This window comes from Ottowia sp. (assembly GCF_046348305.1).
Taxonomy (GTDB): Bacteria; Pseudomonadota; Gammaproteobacteria; order Burkholderiales; family Burkholderiaceae_C; genus Ottowia.
The window spans coordinates 24,373-40,540 of record NZ_JAXMEM010000015.1 but is presented as its reverse complement, the minus strand read 5'-3'; the positions used below and the strand labels follow the sequence as shown (position 1 = coordinate 40,540).

Sequence of the window (16,168 nt, the reverse complement as noted above, 5' to 3'; positions counted from 1 at the left end):
GCTGATGATCGTCGCCGTGCGTGACACGGTGCTGTTTCCCGGCACGGTGTTTCCGGTGGCCATCGGCCGCGAATCTTCGGTGCTCGCCGCCCAGCAGGCGCTGCGCGAGGAGCGGCCCATCGGCATCCTGATGCAGCGCGATGCCGAGCAGGCCGAGCCCGGCGCGGGCGACTTGCATCGCGTGGGCACGATCGCCAACATCCTGCGCTACGTGAACGTGGCCGACGGCAGCCACCATCTGGTGGTGCAGGGTTTGCAGCGCTTTCGGGTGGATCATTTCGTGCGCGAGCAACCCTTTCTTGCGGCGCAGGTGCAGCCCATCGAAGAGCCCGAGGAGCAGGGTGCCGAAATCGAAGCGCGCCTGATCAACCTGAAGCGCCAGGCCATGGAGGCGCTGCAACTGCTGCCGCAGGTGCCCGAGCCCCTGGTCGCGGCGGTGCAGGCCAGCACCTCGCCCGGTGCGCTGGCCGACCTGGTGGCGGCCTACCTGGACCTGGGCAGCGACGAACGCCAGGACGTGCTGGAGACCATCGATTTGCGCGCGCGCGCCGACAAGGTGTCGGGTTTTCTGGCCAAGCGCATCGAGGTGATGCGCCTGTCGCAGGAAATCGGCCAGCGCACCAAGGCTTCGCTGGACGAGCGCCAGCGCCAGGCCATCTTGCGCGAACAGATGGCCAGCATCCAGCGCGAGCTGGGCGAAGGCGACGGACGCGGCCCGGAGGTGGCGGAACTGACCAAGGCCATCGAGGCGGCCAGACTTCCCGATGAAGTGCAAGAGGTCGCCAAGAAGGAGTTGCGCCGCTACGAACGCATGTCCGAGGGTGCGCCCGAAGCCGGCATGGTGCGCACCTACCTGGACTGGTTGATCGACTTGCCCTGGGCCGAGCCCGCGCCGCGCGACATCGACCTGGCCGAAGCGCGCCGCGTGCTGGACGAGGACCACTTCGGGCTGGACAAGATCAAGCAGCGCATCATCGAATTCTTGGCGGTGCGCAAGCTGGCGCCCAATGGCAAGGCGCCGATTCTGTGCTTTGTCGGCCCGCCCGGCACGGGCAAGACATCGTTGGGCCAGTCCATCGCGCGGGCCATGCACCGCCCGTTTGTGCGTGTCAGCCTGGGCGGCGTGCATGACGAGGCCGAGATCCGCGGGCACCGGCGCACCTACATCGGGTCGATGCCGGGCAACATCATTCAGGCCATCCGCAAGGCCAAGTCCCGCGACTGCGTGATGATGCTCGACGAGATCGACAAGATGGACCGCGGCATCCAGGGCGACCCGTCGGCGGCCATGCTGGAGGTGCTGGACCCGGAGCAGAACGCCACGTTTCGCGACAACTACCTGGGCCTGCCGTTCGATCTCAGCCGCGTCGTGTTCATCACCACGGCCAACCTGCTGGACACCATTCCCGGTCCCTTGCGCGACCGCATGGAGATCATTGCGCTGACCAGCTACACCGAGAACGAGAAGTTCGAGATTGCGCGCCGCTACCTGATCCGCCGCCAGCTTGAGGCCAACGGCGTGACGGCCGAGCAGATCAGCCTGGACGATGCGGCGCTGCGCCGCATCATCGAGGACTACACGCGCGAGGCCGGCGTGCGTGGCCTGGAGCGCGAAATCGGCCGTGTGCTGCGCCGCGCCGCTGTGCAGATTGCCCGACGGCACGGCCCGGCAGCTGGCCATTGGCGCGGGCGACTTGCGCGAGTACCTGGGTCCGCCGCGTTTCGAGAGCGAAATCGCCATGCGCACCAGCACCCCCGGCGTGGCCACCGGCCTGGCCTGGACGCCGGTGGGCGGCGACATCCTGTTCATCGAGGCCACTAGCATGCCGGGCAAGGGCGCCCTCATCCTGACCGGGCAGTTGGGCGACGTGATGCGCGAGAGCGTGCAGGCGGCGCTGTCCATCGTCAAGCACCGCGCGCGGGAGCTGGGCATCGATGAGGAGCGGCTGGGCAAGATCGACATCCACGTGCACGTGCCGGCCGGTGCCACGCCCAAGGACGGGCCCAGCGCCGGCGTGGCCATGTACACCGCGCTGGTGTCCCTGCTGACCAACCGCGCGGTGCGCAGCGACACCGCGATGACCGGCGAGATCAGCTTGCGCGGGCTGGTGCTGCCGGTCGGCGGCATCAAGGAAAAGGTCGTCGCCGCCGCTGCCGCGGGCCTGAAGCGCGTGATGCTGCCGGCGCGCAACCGGCGCGACTTTGAGGACATCCCCGAGGACGCGCGCCAGCGGCTGGAATTCATCTGGCTGGAGCGGGTGGATGAGGCGATTGCGGCGGCGCTGGAGCCTGAAAGCGGCTCAGGCTGAGCTAAGTGGACCTGCGTAGTCTCCCGTTCACGCAAATGTCTGCGTGTTTTTTGGAGAGACATCATGAACTTCCGCACCCCTTCCATCGTTGCTGCCGTCGCCTTGGCCTGCGCCGCCACGGCGGCCTTTGCCGCGGCCGAGAACGACGCACTGGCTGCCGCCAACGCCAAGGTATCGCTGACCCAGGCCATCAGCGTGGCCGAGCAGCATGCCGCCGGCAAAGCCACCAAGGCGGAGTTCGAGCGTAGCAAGCAAGGCCCGGTCTATGAGGTCGAGGTGGTCAGCGGCGCCAAGGTGTTCGACGTGAAGGTCGATGCCGACAAAGGCACGGTGATCGCTTCGCGTGAGGACAAGGTCGATTGATGCTACGGCGAGAACAGTAAAAACAGCCCACTAACGCGGTGGCACAGACGCGCAGAGAAAAACCCGAAAAGTCGAAAACTGACCTCTGTGAACCTTTGTGCCTCCGTGTTCTGTCAATTCGGCACGCAGAATGCGCAGACTCGAACGGCGCCCCATCACAAATCCAGCACCAGATGGCCGCTGCGCGCCCGCGAGCAGCAGCTCATCATGCGGTCGCCGCGGGCGCGTTCGGCGGGGCTGAGTACGCTGTCGCGGTGCTCGATGTCGCCGCCTGCCACGGCCACCTCGCAACTGCCGCAAAGGCCTTCCTCGCAGTCGCACTGCACGTCCACGTTGTGGGCGTGCAGCACCTCCAGCACGGTGCGGTCGGCCGGTACGTGCAGCGTCAGGCCGGCGGTGCGCAGCTCGACCTCGAAGGCGCGCTCGTGCGCGGGGTCAAGTTTTGGGGCGTTGTTCTCGAAGTGCTCCACATGCAGCGCATCGGCCGGCCAGCCGGCGCGCGCCACGGCGTGCTGCAAGGCGTCGAGCAGGCGCTGCGGGCCGCAGGCGTAGATGTGCGCGCCGGCTTGCGGAGTGGACAGCTGGGCGGCGAAGTCGCAGCGCCCACCTTCATCGCTGACGTGCAGCTTCAGCCGATCGCCGTGCAGGGCTTGCAGTTCGGTCACGTAGGCCGCGCGGGCGCGCGAGGCGGCGCTGTAGTGCAGCACGTAGTCGCGCCCGATGGCGCGTGCGCGCTGTGCCATGGCCATGACGGGCGCGATGCCGATGCCGCCGCCGATCAGGATCAGGCGCTGCGGACGCTCCTCGCCCAGTGCAAAGTGGTTGCGCGGCCCGCGCACCCGCAGGGTGGCGCCGACGCACGCCCAGCGGTGGATCCAGGCCGAGCCGCCGCGGCTGGCCGCGTCGTGCTGCACGGCCACCTCCCAGTGGTGCGGGTCCTGCAGATCACCGCACAGCGAATACTGGCGCGACAGGCCGGTGTCGCCGCACTCGATGTCGATGTGCGCGCCCGGCGTCCAGCTCGGCAGGGCGGCGCCGTCGGCAGCGGCCAGGCGGATGCGCACGATGTCGGGCCCGCGGGCGAGGGTGTCGGCCGCGACCACGCGGAGCTTGCGCACCATGGCACTGGCCGCCGGCCCGCCCAGATGGACGCTCTGTTGCCAGTGGCGCACGGCGGGATCGCGCCGCTCGGGGTTTTGCCGCGGGTCCCAGCGCACGCGCAGGTTCTGCGGACCGCGGAACGCCAGGTTGTGCACGTATTCAAACTTTTGCGGCGCCAGTTGCATGTGCGGCAGGCGGCGCGAGAGCTCGCCGATCATGATCTGCATTTCCATGCGCGCGATGTTCTTGCCCAGGCACTGGTGCACGCCAAAGCCGAAGGAGAGCTGCTCGATCACGTTGCTGCGGCGGATGTCGAAGCGGTCCGGATCGCCGAACTGGCGCGCATCGTGGTTGCCCGAATGCACCACCAGCAGCAGGCGTGCGCCGGCGGGGATGGGGACGCCCTCGATCGTCACGTCCCGCGTGGTTCGCCGGCGCCATGATGCGATGGGCCCGTCGTGGCGCAGGCATTCCTCGGTGGCGGGGGAGATCAGCGCCGGGTCTTCGCAAACCTCGTCCCACACGCCACGCTGCTCCAGCAGCAGGCGGATGGCGTTGGCGGTGGCAAACGAGGTCGATTCGTGCGCGGCCACGATGATGGCCATCATCATGGAGTGCAGGTAGGAGTCGGTCACCACGTCGGGGTGGTGCTTTTGCTGGCGGATGGAATAGCGCATCCAGCCCGGGCCTTCTGGCGTACGGCGCATTTTTTCGAGGATTTGGCCCGACAGTTGCCAGAACTTGCCCACCGTGTGCGCCACCTCGATGCGCTCTGCCGGCGTGGCGCGGCCAAAGGCGTTCTTGGTGTGCGCAACGGCGAAGGCGTGCATCTTCTCGTGGTCTTCGTCGTCATCGATGCCCAGGAAATGCAGGGCGACGGAGAACGGCACCGGCCAGGTCAGGCGCTTGAACAGGTCGGCCTCACCGTCGTCGATGAAGCCGTCGATGGCCTCGCTCACCAGGCGGCGCACCATGGGCTCGTGCTGGCGCAGGTGCTCGGGTGTGAAAGGCGCCATCAGCGCGCGGCGACGCGCCATGTGCATGGGCTCGTCCTCGTTGACCAGGGTGCGGTTCAGGGCGTAGCCGTAGGACCTGAGGATGGCAAGCATCTCCTCGGTGGGTGGCTCGGTGGATTCAAGCGCGATCGAGGGGCTGTAGGTGTGCGGGTCGCGAAAGACGTTCTTGATGGATTCGTAGCGCGTGATCACCCAGTAGCCCAGGCGCGGGCTGTAGAACACCGGCTGCTGCTCGCGCGCCCAGCGCAGCAGCTCCGACGGGTTTTCCATGTAGGCGTCGGTATAGGGGTCGAAGGCGGCGGCCTGCGCGGCAAACGGGCAGGCGGCTGGGGCGCTGGTGTGCGCCACGGGGCAGGCGCTGGCGGGGTTGGCGTTCATGGGCGAAGGTTCAGCGTTGACGTGGATCGAAGTGCTTTTTCAAGCCCAGCCAGGCCTGGTGGTACTGGCGCTGGCGCTGGGGTGACTCCAGCGCGTGGCGGGTGGCATGGATGATGACGGGGGTCTCGAACATGAAGGCCATGGTGTCCTTGATCACGTCGGCGCGGGTGGTGTCTGCCGCGCTGGCTTTTTGGAAGGTGTCGGCGTCGGGGCCGTGGCCGGTCATGGTGTTGTGCAGCGAGGCGCCGCCGGGCAGGAAGCCCTCGGCCTTGGCGTCGTACACGCCGTGGATCAGGCCCATGAATTCGCCCGCGATGTTGCGGTGAAACCAGGGCGGGCGAAAGGTGTCCTGCATGGCCAGCACGCGCGGGGCAAAAGCCACGAAGTCCAGCGAATCGACACCCGGCACGCTGCCGGGCGCATGCAGCACCAGGTTGATGCTGGGGTCGGGGTGGTCGTGGCTGATGAAGCCGGTGACGTTGAAGCGGCGCAGGTCGTACTTGTACGGCGCGTGCGTGCCGTGCCAGGCCACCACGTCCAGCGGCGAGTGGCCCAGGCGAGAGGTCCAGAAGTGGCCGCCGAACTTGACCAGCAGCTCGAAGTCGCCTTCGATGTCTTCATACGCCGCCACCGGATAGAGAAAGTCGCGCGGGTGCGCCAGGCCGTTGGAGCCGATCACGCCCAGGTCGGGCAAGCGCAGCGATGCGCCAAAGTTCTCGCACACATAGCCGCGCGCGGCGCCATCGTGCAGGCGCACCTGAAAGCGCACGCCACGCGGAATGACGGCGATTTCCTGTGGCTCGACATGCAGCACGCCCAGCTCGGTGGCCAGCTCCAGGCGGCCTTGCTGCGGCACGATCAGCAGCTCGCCATCGGCATCGTAGAAGTAGCGCCGCTGCATCGAGCGGTTGGCCGCGTACACGTGAATGCCGCAGCCGGCATTGCCGCCCATGCTTACCATGCCGTCGATGAAATCCACCGCGCTGCCGGCGGCCGGCAGGGGCAGCGGGTCCCAGCGCATCGGGTCGGGCGGCGTGGGCACCTCGTCGAAGCGCGACAGCCACTGCGCCCCCGCCGCGCAGGGTTCGAACGGTTGCTGCACGGCGGCGGGGCGAATGCGGTAGAGCCAGCTGCGCCGGTTGAGGTGCCGCGGCGCAGTGAAGGCCGTGCCCGACAGCTGCTCGGCATACAGGCCGTAGGGCGCCTTTTGCGGCGAGTTGCGCCCCACCGGCAGCGCGCCGGGCAGGGCCTCGGTGGCGAATTCGCTGCCGAAGCCGCTTTGGTAGTGCAGAAGGTCTGGGGTGGACATGATGTTCTCCATGGTGTCTGGCGCGCTCGCTGGGCGCGTCGCGGGCGTGCTTCGATCGGGGCGGCGGGCCGCTGCAACGCTCCGGCACCGTGTACCGACGATTGTGCTGCCATGGCACGCCGATGTCCAAGCAGGCCCCTGCCGACGACCAGGGTTCGCCCGGGATGCCGCGGGGCTCCCACGTGCGCCGTGGCCTATGGCTGGGCTAAGTCGGAGGGCGCAACCTGCGGTTTCTTCATCACGAACGGAGGAACTCCATGAACTCGATTTCGAGCGTCCGATACGACGACTGGCGGGTCAAGGTGCCGGCGATCACGCTGTCGTTCTGGATCGTCAAGATCCTGTGCACCACCGTCGGCGAGACCGGCGCCGACTACCTGGCGGTTGACGCCGGCCTGGGCCAGGGCCTGACCCGCACCGTGATGGCCAGCTTGCTGGCCGTGGCCTTGATCTGGCAGCTGCGCACGCGGCGCTACACGCCCTGGATCTATTGGCTCACGGTGGTGCTGGTCAGCGTGGTGGGCACGCAGATCACCGACCTGTTCACCGACAAGCTGGGTGTGAGCCTGACAGTCAGCACCCCGGTCTTCGCGGTGCTGCTGGCCATCATCTTTGCCTGCTGGTATCGGGTGGAGCGCACGCTGTCCATCCACGACGTCGTCACGCGCCGGCGCGAGCTGTTTTACTGGGCCGCCATTCTGTGCACTTTTGCGCTGGGTACGGCCGCGGGCGATCTGGCCACCGAGGCGCTGCACCTGGGCTTTGTGCGCGGCGCCTTTGCCTTCGGCATTTTGATTGCGCTCTGCTACGCCGCCTGGCGCCTGGGTGGCAATGCGGTGCTCACCTTCTGGATCGCCTACATCCTGACGCGCCCCTTTGGCGCTGCGCTGGGTGACCTGCTGACGCAGGCCAAGGAGTACGGCGGCCTGGGCATGGGCGCGATGTGGACCAGCGCGCTGTTTCTGTCGGTGATCGTGGCACTGGTTGCGGTGGAGCAGTACTTCGTGGACGACCGCCGCGCCGTGCAAATGGCGGATTGATGTCTGCCTCTGTTGCCTGTTTTGAATCGTCGATTGAAAGGAATCACCATGTCTGCCAAGAATGACCGCGCCCGCTTCTTCGTGGCGGCCGCGACCGCGATCTTGCTGGCCGGACTTGCCGGTTGCTCCAAGACCCCCGAGCCGCCTTTGCCGCCCGCGGCCCATGCGGCGGCGCCCGGCAAGGCGGCGTCTGCCCTGGGCGATTTGACGAAATTTCGCTCCATCGCCGCGGACGTTTCCGCCTTGGTGGACAAGGGCGATCTGGCCGCGGCCAAGACGCGCGTCAAGGATCTGGAGCTGGCCTGGGACTCGGCCGAAGCCGGTCTCAAGCCCCGCGCGGCCGATGACTGGCACGCGCTCGACAAGGCCATTGACCGCGTGCTGAAGGCGTTGCGGGCCGAGCCGCCCGTAGCCGCCGACTGCAAGGCCGCCCTGGCCGATCTGTTGAGGACTTTTGACGGCCTGCAAGGCAAGGCTTGATCAGCGAGGCAATCCATGAACGCGAGTACCGAACCGGCACTGAGCAAAGTCCCCGAAGTCACGCTCGGCTTCTGGCTCATCAAGATCGCCGCGACCACGCTGGGTGAAACCGGCGGCGACGCCGTCTCGATGTCCATGAACCTGGGCTATCTGGTCGCCACCGGCATCTTCGCGGTTGCTTTTCTGGTTGCCGTCAACGCGCAAATTCGCGCCAAAGCGTTTGATCCTTTCCTGTACTGGGCCACCATCATCGCCACCACCACGGTCGGCACCACGCTGGCCGACTTTGCGGATCGTTCGCTGGGCATCGGCTACGCGGGTGGCTCGGCCCTGCTGCTGGCCTTGTTGCTCGGCTCGCTGTGGGTGTGGCATCGCACCCTGGGTTCGGTGTCGGTCCACACGGTCTGCGAACCCAAGGCAGAAGCGTTCTATTGGGTGACAATCATGTTTTCGCAGACGCTGGGCACGGCGCTGGGAGACTGGACGGCTGATACGGCCGGCCTGGGTTTTTCGGGCGCTGCCATGGTGTTCGCCGGGTTGCTGGTCTTGGTGGCGGCCGCCTATTTCTGGAGCCACCTGTCGCGCACGCTGCTTTTTTGGGCGGCGTTCATCCTGACCCGCCCGCTGGGCGCCGCGTTGGGCGACTTTTTGGACAAGCCGGTCGCGGCGGGCGGTTTGGCGTTGAGCCGTTATTGGGCGTCGATCGCGCTGCTGGCCTTCATCCTGGCATTCATTCTGGTCGATCAGGTCATCGGGCATCTCGACCGCGCATTCAACACGGATTGAGTGGAGAGGACATGCGGGTATTGCTGGTCGAAGACGATCCCATGATCGGTGACGCCGTTCAAGGCGCATTGAAGGACGCGTCCCATGCAGCCGACTGGGTGCGCAACGGGCAGACCGCACTCGCGACGCTGGCCTGCCAGCACTATGACCTGGTGCTGCTGGACCTGGGCCTGCCCGGCAAGGACGGGCAGGATGTGCTGGCCGCCCTTCGCGCCAAGGGCAATGCGGTGCCGGTGCTGATCATCACCGCCCGCGACGGGCTGGACGAGCGCCTGCGTGGCCTGGACGGCGGGGCGGATGACTACCTGCTCAAACCCTTCGAGATGGCCGAGCCGCTGGCGCGCATGCGCGCGGTGCTGCGGCGCAAGGGCGGCCGTGGCGGCGTCGCCAGTTGTCGCCGACTGCAAGGCCGCTTTGGCCACGCTGCTGCAAAGCTCCGACAGCCTGTCTGGCAAAGCGTGAATCCGTGCGGTAGGCGAGGGCAAACTTACGTCAGTCAGCTCTTTGGCCTGATGACCCGGCCATCGTTGTTTGTCTTGCATCTTGTTGTCCGTTGGGTATGACTGCAAATTCGTGGGCACGACATATTGACCATGCATCCGCCGCTGCGGGTTGTTGGACGCTGACGCTGGTCTGCCTGCTGTCCGCCTGTGCCAACTACACGCCGCAGCCGTTGGTCGCGCAGGCCTCGCTGCACACCGCTTTGCCGGTCGTGCCACCGCTGTCCGCGCAGGGTGTGGCGCCACCTTTCATGCCACCGCATCCTTTCGATGCGCGGAACGGGCTGGACGCCACCGAGGTGGCCACGCTGGCCGTGCTGCTGAGCCCCGACGTGAAATCGGCCCGGGCCGCGCAAGGGGTGGCACAGGCGCAGGCCTTTGCCGCCGGCCTGCTGCCCGACCCGCAGGTGGCGCTGACGCGCGACTTCCCGTCGAGCGGTGCGCCGGGCCTGACCAGCGCCTTCAACCTGGGGCTGGCGTATGACTTCAATCAGCTCATCACACATGGCGTGACGCGGCAGGCATCGCAAAGCGACATCGAAAAATCGCATCTCGATCTGCTGTGGCAAGAGTGGCAGGTGGTGGCACAAAGCCAGGTGCTGATGAACCGCATCGGCCAGCAAGAGCGCCTGGCGCAGGTGCTGGAGCAAGAACAGGCGTTTTATGCCGATCTGATGCCGCGCACCCGTCGAGCGGTGGCCGATGGCAACTTGACCATCGAGGCGCTCAGCCCCTATCTGACCGCGGCGGCCGACAACGCGCGCCAATTGAACGAGGCGCGGCGCGCAGCCCAGGACAACCGCGGCCAACTCGACGCGCTGCTGGGCCTGGCGCCCGAGGTGCAGCTGGATCTCGTGTTCGACCGCGGCCTGCCGCCGCTGAACGATGCGGCGGTGCGCGCCAGCCTGGCCAGCGTGGCCGAGCGTCGGCCCGACCTGCGGGCTCTGCGCGCCGGCTATGCGGCGCAAGAGGCGCGCACGCACCGCGCGGTGCTGGCGCAGTTTCCGGCGCTCAACATCGGCATCACCCGCGTGCGTGACACCGCGGGGCTCTACACCAGCGGCTTCACCCTGGGTTTCACGCTACCGCTGTTCAATCGCAACCGGGGCAACATCGCGGTTGAAGAGGCCACCCGCGCCCAGTTGCGCCAGGAATACGAAAAGCGCCTGAACGCGGCCCATGGCGACGTCTTGCGCGCGCTGCGCAGCGACGCGCAACTGATGGAGCAGATTCGCTTGGCACAGGGTGAGGTGGCCCAGTTGCAGCCCCTGGCCGACCGCGGTGAGCAGGCCTTGCAAGCAGGTGCCATGGACGCGCTGCGCTATGCCAACCTGCGCGCCGGTCTGCTGGCCAAGAAGGTGGAGCTGCTGAACCTGGAGGCCGCCGTGCGCGAGCAGCGCATTGCCTTGCGCTCGCTGACCGGAATCGACGTTTCCAGCGGGTTGCCGGCGCCATCGGCTGCGGTGGCGCAACAAAACAAGCAGCCATGAGGAGGGCTTTCATGAAGACACCACCATTCGACATTCGTATTCGTCGCCTGTCCGTCGCGCTGCTGGCGTTGCTGCCCTGGCTCGCGCTGCCGCCGCCAGCCCGCGGCGGCGAAGCCACCGCCGAGCCCAGCGCGCTGGTGCAGACCGAGCCGCTCAAGGCGGGTGCGCTGCCGCTGACCCTGACCGGCTTTGGCGTCGTCGCCCCCGAGGCGGGACAAAGCCAGAACGTCAGCGTGCAGCGTGCCGGCCGCGTCGAACGCTTGCGGGTTGCGGTGGGCGCGCAGGTGCAGCGAGGCCAGCCGCTGATGGAGCTTGCCGTTGACCCGGCCGCAGCCCAGGCGTTTGCCCAGGCGCGCAACGCGCAGCAGTACACCGAGGGCGAGGTGGCGCGCATCGAAGCGCTGGTGGCGCAGCAGTTGGCCACGCGCTCGCAACTGGCGCAGGCACGCCAGGCCGCGGCCGACGCCCGCGAAGCGGTGCGCGTGCAAGAGCGCCTGGGCGGTGCGGCCGAACGCATCACGGTGACGGCGCCGATCAGCGGCTTGCTGGTGGCGCTGCCGGTGGCCCAGGGCGACCGCATTCCGGCTGGCGCTGCCGTGGCGCAACTGGCCAACACCGATTCCTTGCGCGTCGCGCTGGGCATCGAGCCGGGTGATGTGCGCCACCTGCGCAGCGGCATGGCGGTGCGCCTGGCTTCGGTGTTCGACGAAACCCGTTCTGTGACGGGCCAGGTCGTGCTGGTGCAGCGGGCCATCAACCCGAAAAGCCAGTTGGTCGATGCGGTGGTGCGATTCCAGCCAACCGCCGACTCGGGCCTGCTGCCGGGCTTGCGCGTGCGCGGCGACATCCAGTTCGCCAAGGCCGAAGGCTGGCTCATCCCGCGCTCGGCCCTGGTCAGGAGCGGCGATGGTTTTGCCGCATTCCAGGTGGCCGACGGCAAAGCCGCGCGGGTGGCCGTGCAGGTGATCACGGAGCAGGGCGATCAGGCCGTGGTCAAGGCCCCGTTCGATGCCCAGCGGCGCCTGGTGACGACGGGCGCCTACCAGTTGACCGATGGCATGGCCGTGCGCGAGGCCAAGTCATGAAGGTGGCGAGCTGGATTCAGGGGCACAGCCGCTCGATTCTCTTTCTGCTGGCCTTGCTGGCTGTAGGCGGCATCGTCGCCGCGCTGCGCCTGCCGGTGTCGATGTTTCCCACGGTGGACTTTCCCCGCGTCGTGGTGAGCCTGGATGCCGGCGATCGACCGGCCGACCAGATGGCGCTGCAAATCACCACGCCGGTGGAAGAAGCGATTCGCCGCGTGCCCGGTGTGGTCGATATCCGCTCCACGTCCAGCCGCGGCAGCGCCGAGATATCGGTCAACTTCAGCTGGGGCACGGACATGGTGGCGGCGGCGCTGCAGGTGAACGCAGCCACCAGTCGGGTGGCCACGTCGAGCCTGCCGCCAGGCACCCTGTTCGACACCAAACGCATGGACCCGACGGTATTTGCGGTGCTGGCCTACAGCCTCACCTCGCCCACGCTCTCGCTGACGGCCTTGCGCGACATCGCCCAGTACCAGATGCGCCCGTTGCTGTCGGGCATCGCCGGCGTGGCGCAGGTGGGCGTGGTGGGTGGCGAGCGCGAGGAATACCGCGTCACCGTGGCGCCGGCGCGCCTGGCCGCGCACGGCCTGACGCTGGCCGACGTGGCGGCGGCGCTGAACGCCGCCAACGTGGTGCAGGCGATCGGCAAGATCGAGGACCACTACAAGCTGTACTTGGTGGTGGGCGACACGCGGCTCAAGACGCTGGATGACATTCGCCACACTGTGCTCAAGTCGGGCCAGGACGGCATCGTCCAACTCGACGATGTGGCGCGGGTCGAGCGCTCGATCGAGCCGCAATGGCTGCGCGTGACGGCCGACGGCCGCGACGCCGTGCTGCTCAACATCTACCAGCAGCCGGGCGCCAACAGCGTGCAACTCACCAGGGATGTGACGGCGGCGCTGGCCAAGTACCAGGCAGCGCTGCCGCCGGATGTGAAGGTGGCAGCCTGGTACGACCAGAGCCAGCTCGTGACCGACGCCGCCGCCAGCGTGCGCGACGCCATCTTGATCGGCGCCGTGCTGGCGGCCGGCGTGCTGCTGCTGTTTTTGCGCAACCTCAAGATTACGCTGATCGCCGTGGTGGTGGTGCCGGTGGTGCTGGCGGCCACCGTGGTGCTGCTGTGGTCGCTGAACATGAGTTTCAACATCATGACCCTGGGCGGCATGGCGGCGGCCGTGGGCCTGGTCATCGACGACGCCATCGTGATGAGCGAGCACATCGTGCGGCGCATGCGCGGCGCGGTCGCCGGGCCACGCGACACCGTGATGCGCGCGACGATCGAGTTCTTTCGCCCACTGGCGGGCTCCAGCGCGGCGACCATCGTGATCTTCGTTCCGCTGGCTTTTCTGAGCGGTGTCACGGGGGCGTTTTTCAAGGCGTTGTCGCTGACCATGGCGGCCGCGCTCATCATCTCCTTCTTCGTCACCTGGCTGGCCGTGCCCCTGGTCGCCAACCGCCTGTTGGACAACCGCGATGCCAATCAAAAAGAAGGCGGGCGCGTAACCGACTGGATGCACCTGCGCTACGAATGGGTGATGCGGCGCCTGTTGGCCCGTCCGATCTGGATCCTGCTGCTGATCGCGCCGCTGTGCGGCCTGGGCTGGCTGGCCTATCACAAGGTTGGCTCGGGCTTCATGCCGGCGATGGACGAGGGAGGCTTCATCATCGACTACCGCACCCAGCCTGGCACGGCCCTGGGCGAGACCGACCGCATGCTGCGTCAGATCGAGGACATCCTCAAGCACACACCCGAGGTGCAGACCTATTCGCGCCGCACCGGCACCGGGCTGGGCGGTGGCCTGAGCGAAGCCAACGAGGGCGATTTTTTCGTGCGGCTCAAGCCGCCGCCCCGCAGGCCCATCGACGAGGTCATGGCCGACGTGCAGAGCCAGATCGACCAGAACGTACCCGGCGTGGCGGCCGAGATGGCGCAGTTGATGGAAGACATGATCGGCGACATGACGGCGGTGCCGCAGCCGATCGAGATCAAGCTGTATTCGGACGACCCACGGCAGTTGAGCGCGCTGGCGCTCAAGACTGCCGAGGCCATCCGCAAGGTGCCCGGTGTCACCGGTGTGCGCAACGGCATCAAGCCGGCGGGCGACGCGTTGGTGGTCCAGGTGGATCGCGTCAAGGCCGCCCTCGAAGGGATGGACCCCAACGGGGTTACGCACATGCTCAACAACATCGTGGCGGGCCAGGTGACGACGCAGATGCAGGAGGGCCCCAAAATGGTCGGCGTGCGCGTCTGGGTGTCGGGTGATTTGAGGAAAACGGCGGTCGATTTACCCCGGATGCTGCTGCGCGCCCCCGATGGCCATGCGTTTCCTCTGGCGCGCATTGCCAGCGTGAGCATCGAGACTGGCCAGCCGCAAATCACGCGCGAAAACCTGAAACGCATGGTTGCGGTCACCGCGCGCATCAATGGCCGGGATCTGGGCTCAACCGTGGCCGACGTGCAGAAAATCGTGGCCGCGCCGGACTTCCTGCCCACGGGCACGTACTTCGAGCTGGGCGGCCTGTACCAGCAGCAGCAGATCGCCTTTCGCGGCCTGGTCAACGTGCTGCTGGCGGCGCTGGCGCTGGTGTTCTTGCTGCTTCTGTTTTTGTATGAGCAGTTCCGCATGGCGCTGTCGATCATGGTGATTCCGCTGGTCAGCATGACGGGTGTGTTCATCGGTCTGTGGGCCACCGGGGTGGAGCTGAACATTACCTCCATGATGGGCATGACGATGATCGTGGGCATCGTCACCGAGGTGGCGATCTTCTACTTCTCGGAGTACCGCGACCTGGCCGGCCACATGCCGCTGGACGAGGCGCTGATCCAGGCCGGCAAGAACCGCATGCGGCCGATCCTGATGTCGGTGCTGGCCGCCATACTGACGCTGCTGCCGCTGGCGCTGGCGATCGGCCAGGGCTCGGAGATGCAAAAGCCTCTGGCCATCGCCATCATCTCGGGGCTCATCGTGCAACTGCCGCTGGTGCTGATCGCCATGCCGGTGATCTTCAAGAGCCTAAAGCGGTGGCGGGTGCGGCATGTGGAGCCATCCGCATGAACATTCCCGAGCTGATCCAGAACTACGGCTACGCGGCCGTGGCCGTGGGCACCTTCCTCGAAGGCGAGACGGTGCTGCTGCTGGCGGGCGCCGCCGCCAGTCGCGGGCACCTGGCCATGCCCTGCGTGATCGCGCTGGCCACCGTGGCCAGTTTCGCGGGCGATCAGCTCTTTTTTTGGCTGGGGCGCGCCTATGGCCCGGCGCTGCTGCAACGCTTTCCCAAGCTGGAGGCGGGCACGGCGCGCGCCCGCGCGCTGCTGGAGCGCCACAACACGCCGGTGATCTTGTCAGTGCGCTTTCTGTACGGCCTGCGCATCGCGGGGCCCCTGGCGATCGGCATGAGCGGAGTGGGTCGGCTGCGGTTTTTCGTGCTGAACCTGATTGGCGCCCTGGTGTGGGCGTGCGTGATTGCCATCGTGGGGTACGGGTCCGGCCACGCGCTGGCGGCGCTGCTGGGCACGGTGGACGCGGACGAACTCTGGACCATGGGCGCGTTGCTCGTGGCCAGCGCGCTGGCGTGGTGGCTCGCACGGGTGCGGGCTGCGCGGGTGCGGCGATTGGGCGAAGGCCCGCTGGGGAGCGAGTGATGCGTGTGCTGCTGGTGGAAGACGACGCCATGATCGGTGGCGTGATCCAGGAGGCGCTGCGGGATGCGTCCCATGCCGCCGACTGGGTCAGGAGTGGCGCGACGGCGCTGGGTTCGCTGGCGGCCCAGCACTACGATCTGGTGCTGCTGGACCTGGGCCTGCCCGGCAAGGACGGGCAGGATGTGCTGGCCGCCCTTCGCGCCAAGGGCAATGCGGTGCCCGTGCTGATCATCACCGCCCGCGACGGGCTGGACGAGCGCCTGCGTGGCCTGGACGGTGGGGCGGATGACTACCTGCTCAAACCCTTCGAGATGGCCGAGCTGCTGGCGCGCATGCGCGCGGTGCTGCGGCGCAAGGGCGGCAGCGGCACGCCGCTGCTGGGCAACGGCGTGTTGACGCTTGACCCGGCCACACGCCAGGCCAGCGTGCTGGACGGGGCGCCGGTGCAACTGTCGCACCGCGAGTTTTCGCTGTTGCATGCGCTGCTGATCCGGCCCGGTACCATCCTCTCGCGCAGCGAACTGGAAGACCGCATCTACGGCTGGGGCGAGGAGGTGGAGAGCAATGCGGTTGAATACCTCATTCACGCGCTGCGGCGCAAGCTGGGCAGCGAACTCATCAAGAACGTGCGGGGGGTGGGATGGATGGTGTCAAGGAACGTTTGA

The 16,168-nt window shown here is 67.4% G+C and carries 11 protein-coding genes and 2 pseudogenes; 11 read left to right on the top strand and 2 right to left on the bottom strand.

Translation table 11 applies throughout. The annotated features are described in order from the left end of the window. Positions 1 to 4: 4 nt before the first annotated feature. Positions 5 to 2,309: pseudogene (gene lon, locus U1F38_RS16195) on the top strand (endopeptidase La). Between the two features lie 63 nt (positions 2,310 to 2,372). Beyond that, positions 2,373 to 2,672: a PepSY domain-containing protein gene (locus tag U1F38_RS16190; RefSeq protein WP_409988109.1), complete on the top strand. Its 300-nt coding sequence runs from the start codon at positions 2,373 to 2,375 to the stop codon at positions 2,670 to 2,672. A gap of 155 nt (positions 2,673 to 2,827) precedes the next feature. Here the strand turns inward: U1F38_RS16190 and U1F38_RS16185 are convergent, their stop codons facing one another. Together U1F38_RS16185 and hmgA are read right to left on the bottom strand one after the other, a co-directional pair. Beyond that, on the bottom strand, positions 2,828 to 5,167 hold the full coding sequence (locus U1F38_RS16185; RefSeq protein WP_409988108.1) for a cytochrome P450/oxidoreductase: 2,340 nt from the start codon (positions 5,165 to 5,167) through the stop codon (positions 2,828 to 2,830). Positions 5,168 to 5,177: 10 nt separating this feature from the next. Further along, entirely contained in the window at positions 5,178 to 6,476 is a 1,299-nt protein-coding gene (gene hmgA, locus U1F38_RS16180; protein ID WP_409988107.1) for a homogentisate 1,2-dioxygenase, read from the bottom strand. A 257-nt stretch (positions 6,477 to 6,733) separates the two neighbouring features. Between hmgA and U1F38_RS16175 the strand changes: the two genes are divergently transcribed. The 9 genes and pseudogenes from U1F38_RS16175 to U1F38_RS16135 all read left to right on the top strand — a co-directional run bounded on the left by U1F38_RS16175 (position 6,734) and on the right by U1F38_RS16135 (position 16,168). Further along, positions 6,734 to 7,516, top strand: a complete 783-nt coding sequence (locus U1F38_RS16175) for a hypothetical protein (RefSeq protein WP_409988106.1) — start codon at positions 6,734 to 6,736, stop codon at positions 7,514 to 7,516. Between the two features lie 48 nt (positions 7,517 to 7,564). Further along, positions 7,565 to 7,996: a hypothetical protein gene (locus U1F38_RS16170; RefSeq protein WP_409988105.1), complete on the top strand. Its 432-nt coding sequence runs from the start codon at positions 7,565 to 7,567 to the stop codon at positions 7,994 to 7,996. A 15-nt stretch (positions 7,997 to 8,011) separates the two neighbouring features. After that, positions 8,012 to 8,782: a hypothetical protein gene (locus tag U1F38_RS16165; RefSeq protein WP_409988104.1), complete on the top strand. Its 771-nt coding sequence runs from the start codon at positions 8,012 to 8,014 to the stop codon at positions 8,780 to 8,782. Positions 8,783 to 8,793: 11 nt separating this feature from the next. Continuing rightward, positions 8,794 to 9,156: pseudogene (locus tag U1F38_RS16160) on the top strand (response regulator); the annotation flags it as partial. 377 nt (positions 9,157 to 9,533) lie between these two features. Beyond that, the gene (locus U1F38_RS16155) at positions 9,534 to 10,772 is read left to right on the top strand and encodes a TolC family protein (protein WP_409988103.1); all 1,239 of its coding nucleotides are present in this window, start codon (positions 9,534 to 9,536) and stop codon (positions 10,770 to 10,772) included. Positions 10,773 to 10,783: 11 nt separating this feature from the next. Continuing rightward, positions 10,784 to 11,857: an efflux RND transporter periplasmic adaptor subunit gene (locus U1F38_RS16150; protein ID WP_409988102.1), complete on the top strand. Its 1,074-nt coding sequence runs from the start codon at positions 10,784 to 10,786 to the stop codon at positions 11,855 to 11,857. Next, positions 11,854 to 14,916 carry an efflux RND transporter permease subunit gene (locus U1F38_RS16145; RefSeq protein WP_409988101.1) on the top strand — a complete coding sequence of 1,021 codons (3,063 nt, stop codon included), beginning with the start codon at positions 11,854 to 11,856 and terminating at the stop codon, positions 14,914 to 14,916. Before U1F38_RS16150 ends, U1F38_RS16145 begins: the two co-directional genes overlap by 4 nt. Beyond that, positions 14,913 to 15,503, top strand: a complete 591-nt coding sequence (locus U1F38_RS16140; RefSeq protein ID WP_409988100.1) for a DedA family protein — start codon at positions 14,913 to 14,915, stop codon at positions 15,501 to 15,503. Before U1F38_RS16145 ends, U1F38_RS16140 begins: the two co-directional genes overlap by 4 nt. Further along, positions 15,503 to 16,168 (top strand): response regulator, encoded by a 666-nt coding sequence (locus U1F38_RS16135; protein WP_409988099.1) that lies wholly within the window; start codon positions 15,503 to 15,505, stop codon positions 16,166 to 16,168. Before U1F38_RS16140 ends, U1F38_RS16135 begins: the two co-directional genes overlap by 1 nt.

What these genes read in the sequence shown, in the direction of transcription:
- U1F38_RS16190 (WP_409988109.1), top strand. Translation starts at nt 2,373, where the DNA reads ATGAACTTCCGCACCCCTTCCATCGTTGCTGCCGTCGCCTTGGCCTGC.
- U1F38_RS16185 (WP_409988108.1), bottom strand. Translation starts at nt 5,167, where the DNA reads ATGAACGCCAACCCCGCCAGCGCCTGCCCCGTGGCGCACACCAGCGCC.
- hmgA (WP_409988107.1), bottom strand. Translation starts at nt 6,476, where the DNA reads ATGTCCACCCCAGACCTTCTGCACTACCAAAGCGGCTTCGGCAGCGAA.
- U1F38_RS16175 (WP_409988106.1), top strand. Translation starts at nt 6,734, where the DNA reads ATGAACTCGATTTCGAGCGTCCGATACGACGACTGGCGGGTCAAGGTG.
- U1F38_RS16170 (WP_409988105.1), top strand. Translation starts at nt 7,565, where the DNA reads ATGTCTGCCAAGAATGACCGCGCCCGCTTCTTCGTGGCGGCCGCGACC.
- U1F38_RS16165 (WP_409988104.1), top strand. Translation starts at nt 8,012, where the DNA reads ATGAACGCGAGTACCGAACCGGCACTGAGCAAAGTCCCCGAAGTCACG.
- U1F38_RS16155 (WP_409988103.1), top strand. Translation starts at nt 9,534, where the DNA reads ATGCCACCGCATCCTTTCGATGCGCGGAACGGGCTGGACGCCACCGAG.
- U1F38_RS16150 (WP_409988102.1), top strand. Translation starts at nt 10,784, where the DNA reads ATGAAGACACCACCATTCGACATTCGTATTCGTCGCCTGTCCGTCGCG.
- U1F38_RS16145 (WP_409988101.1), top strand. Translation starts at nt 11,854, where the DNA reads ATGAAGGTGGCGAGCTGGATTCAGGGGCACAGCCGCTCGATTCTCTTT.
- U1F38_RS16140 (WP_409988100.1), top strand. Translation starts at nt 14,913, where the DNA reads ATGAACATTCCCGAGCTGATCCAGAACTACGGCTACGCGGCCGTGGCC.
- U1F38_RS16135 (WP_409988099.1), top strand. Translation starts at nt 15,503, where the DNA reads ATGCGTGTGCTGCTGGTGGAAGACGACGCCATGATCGGTGGCGTGATC.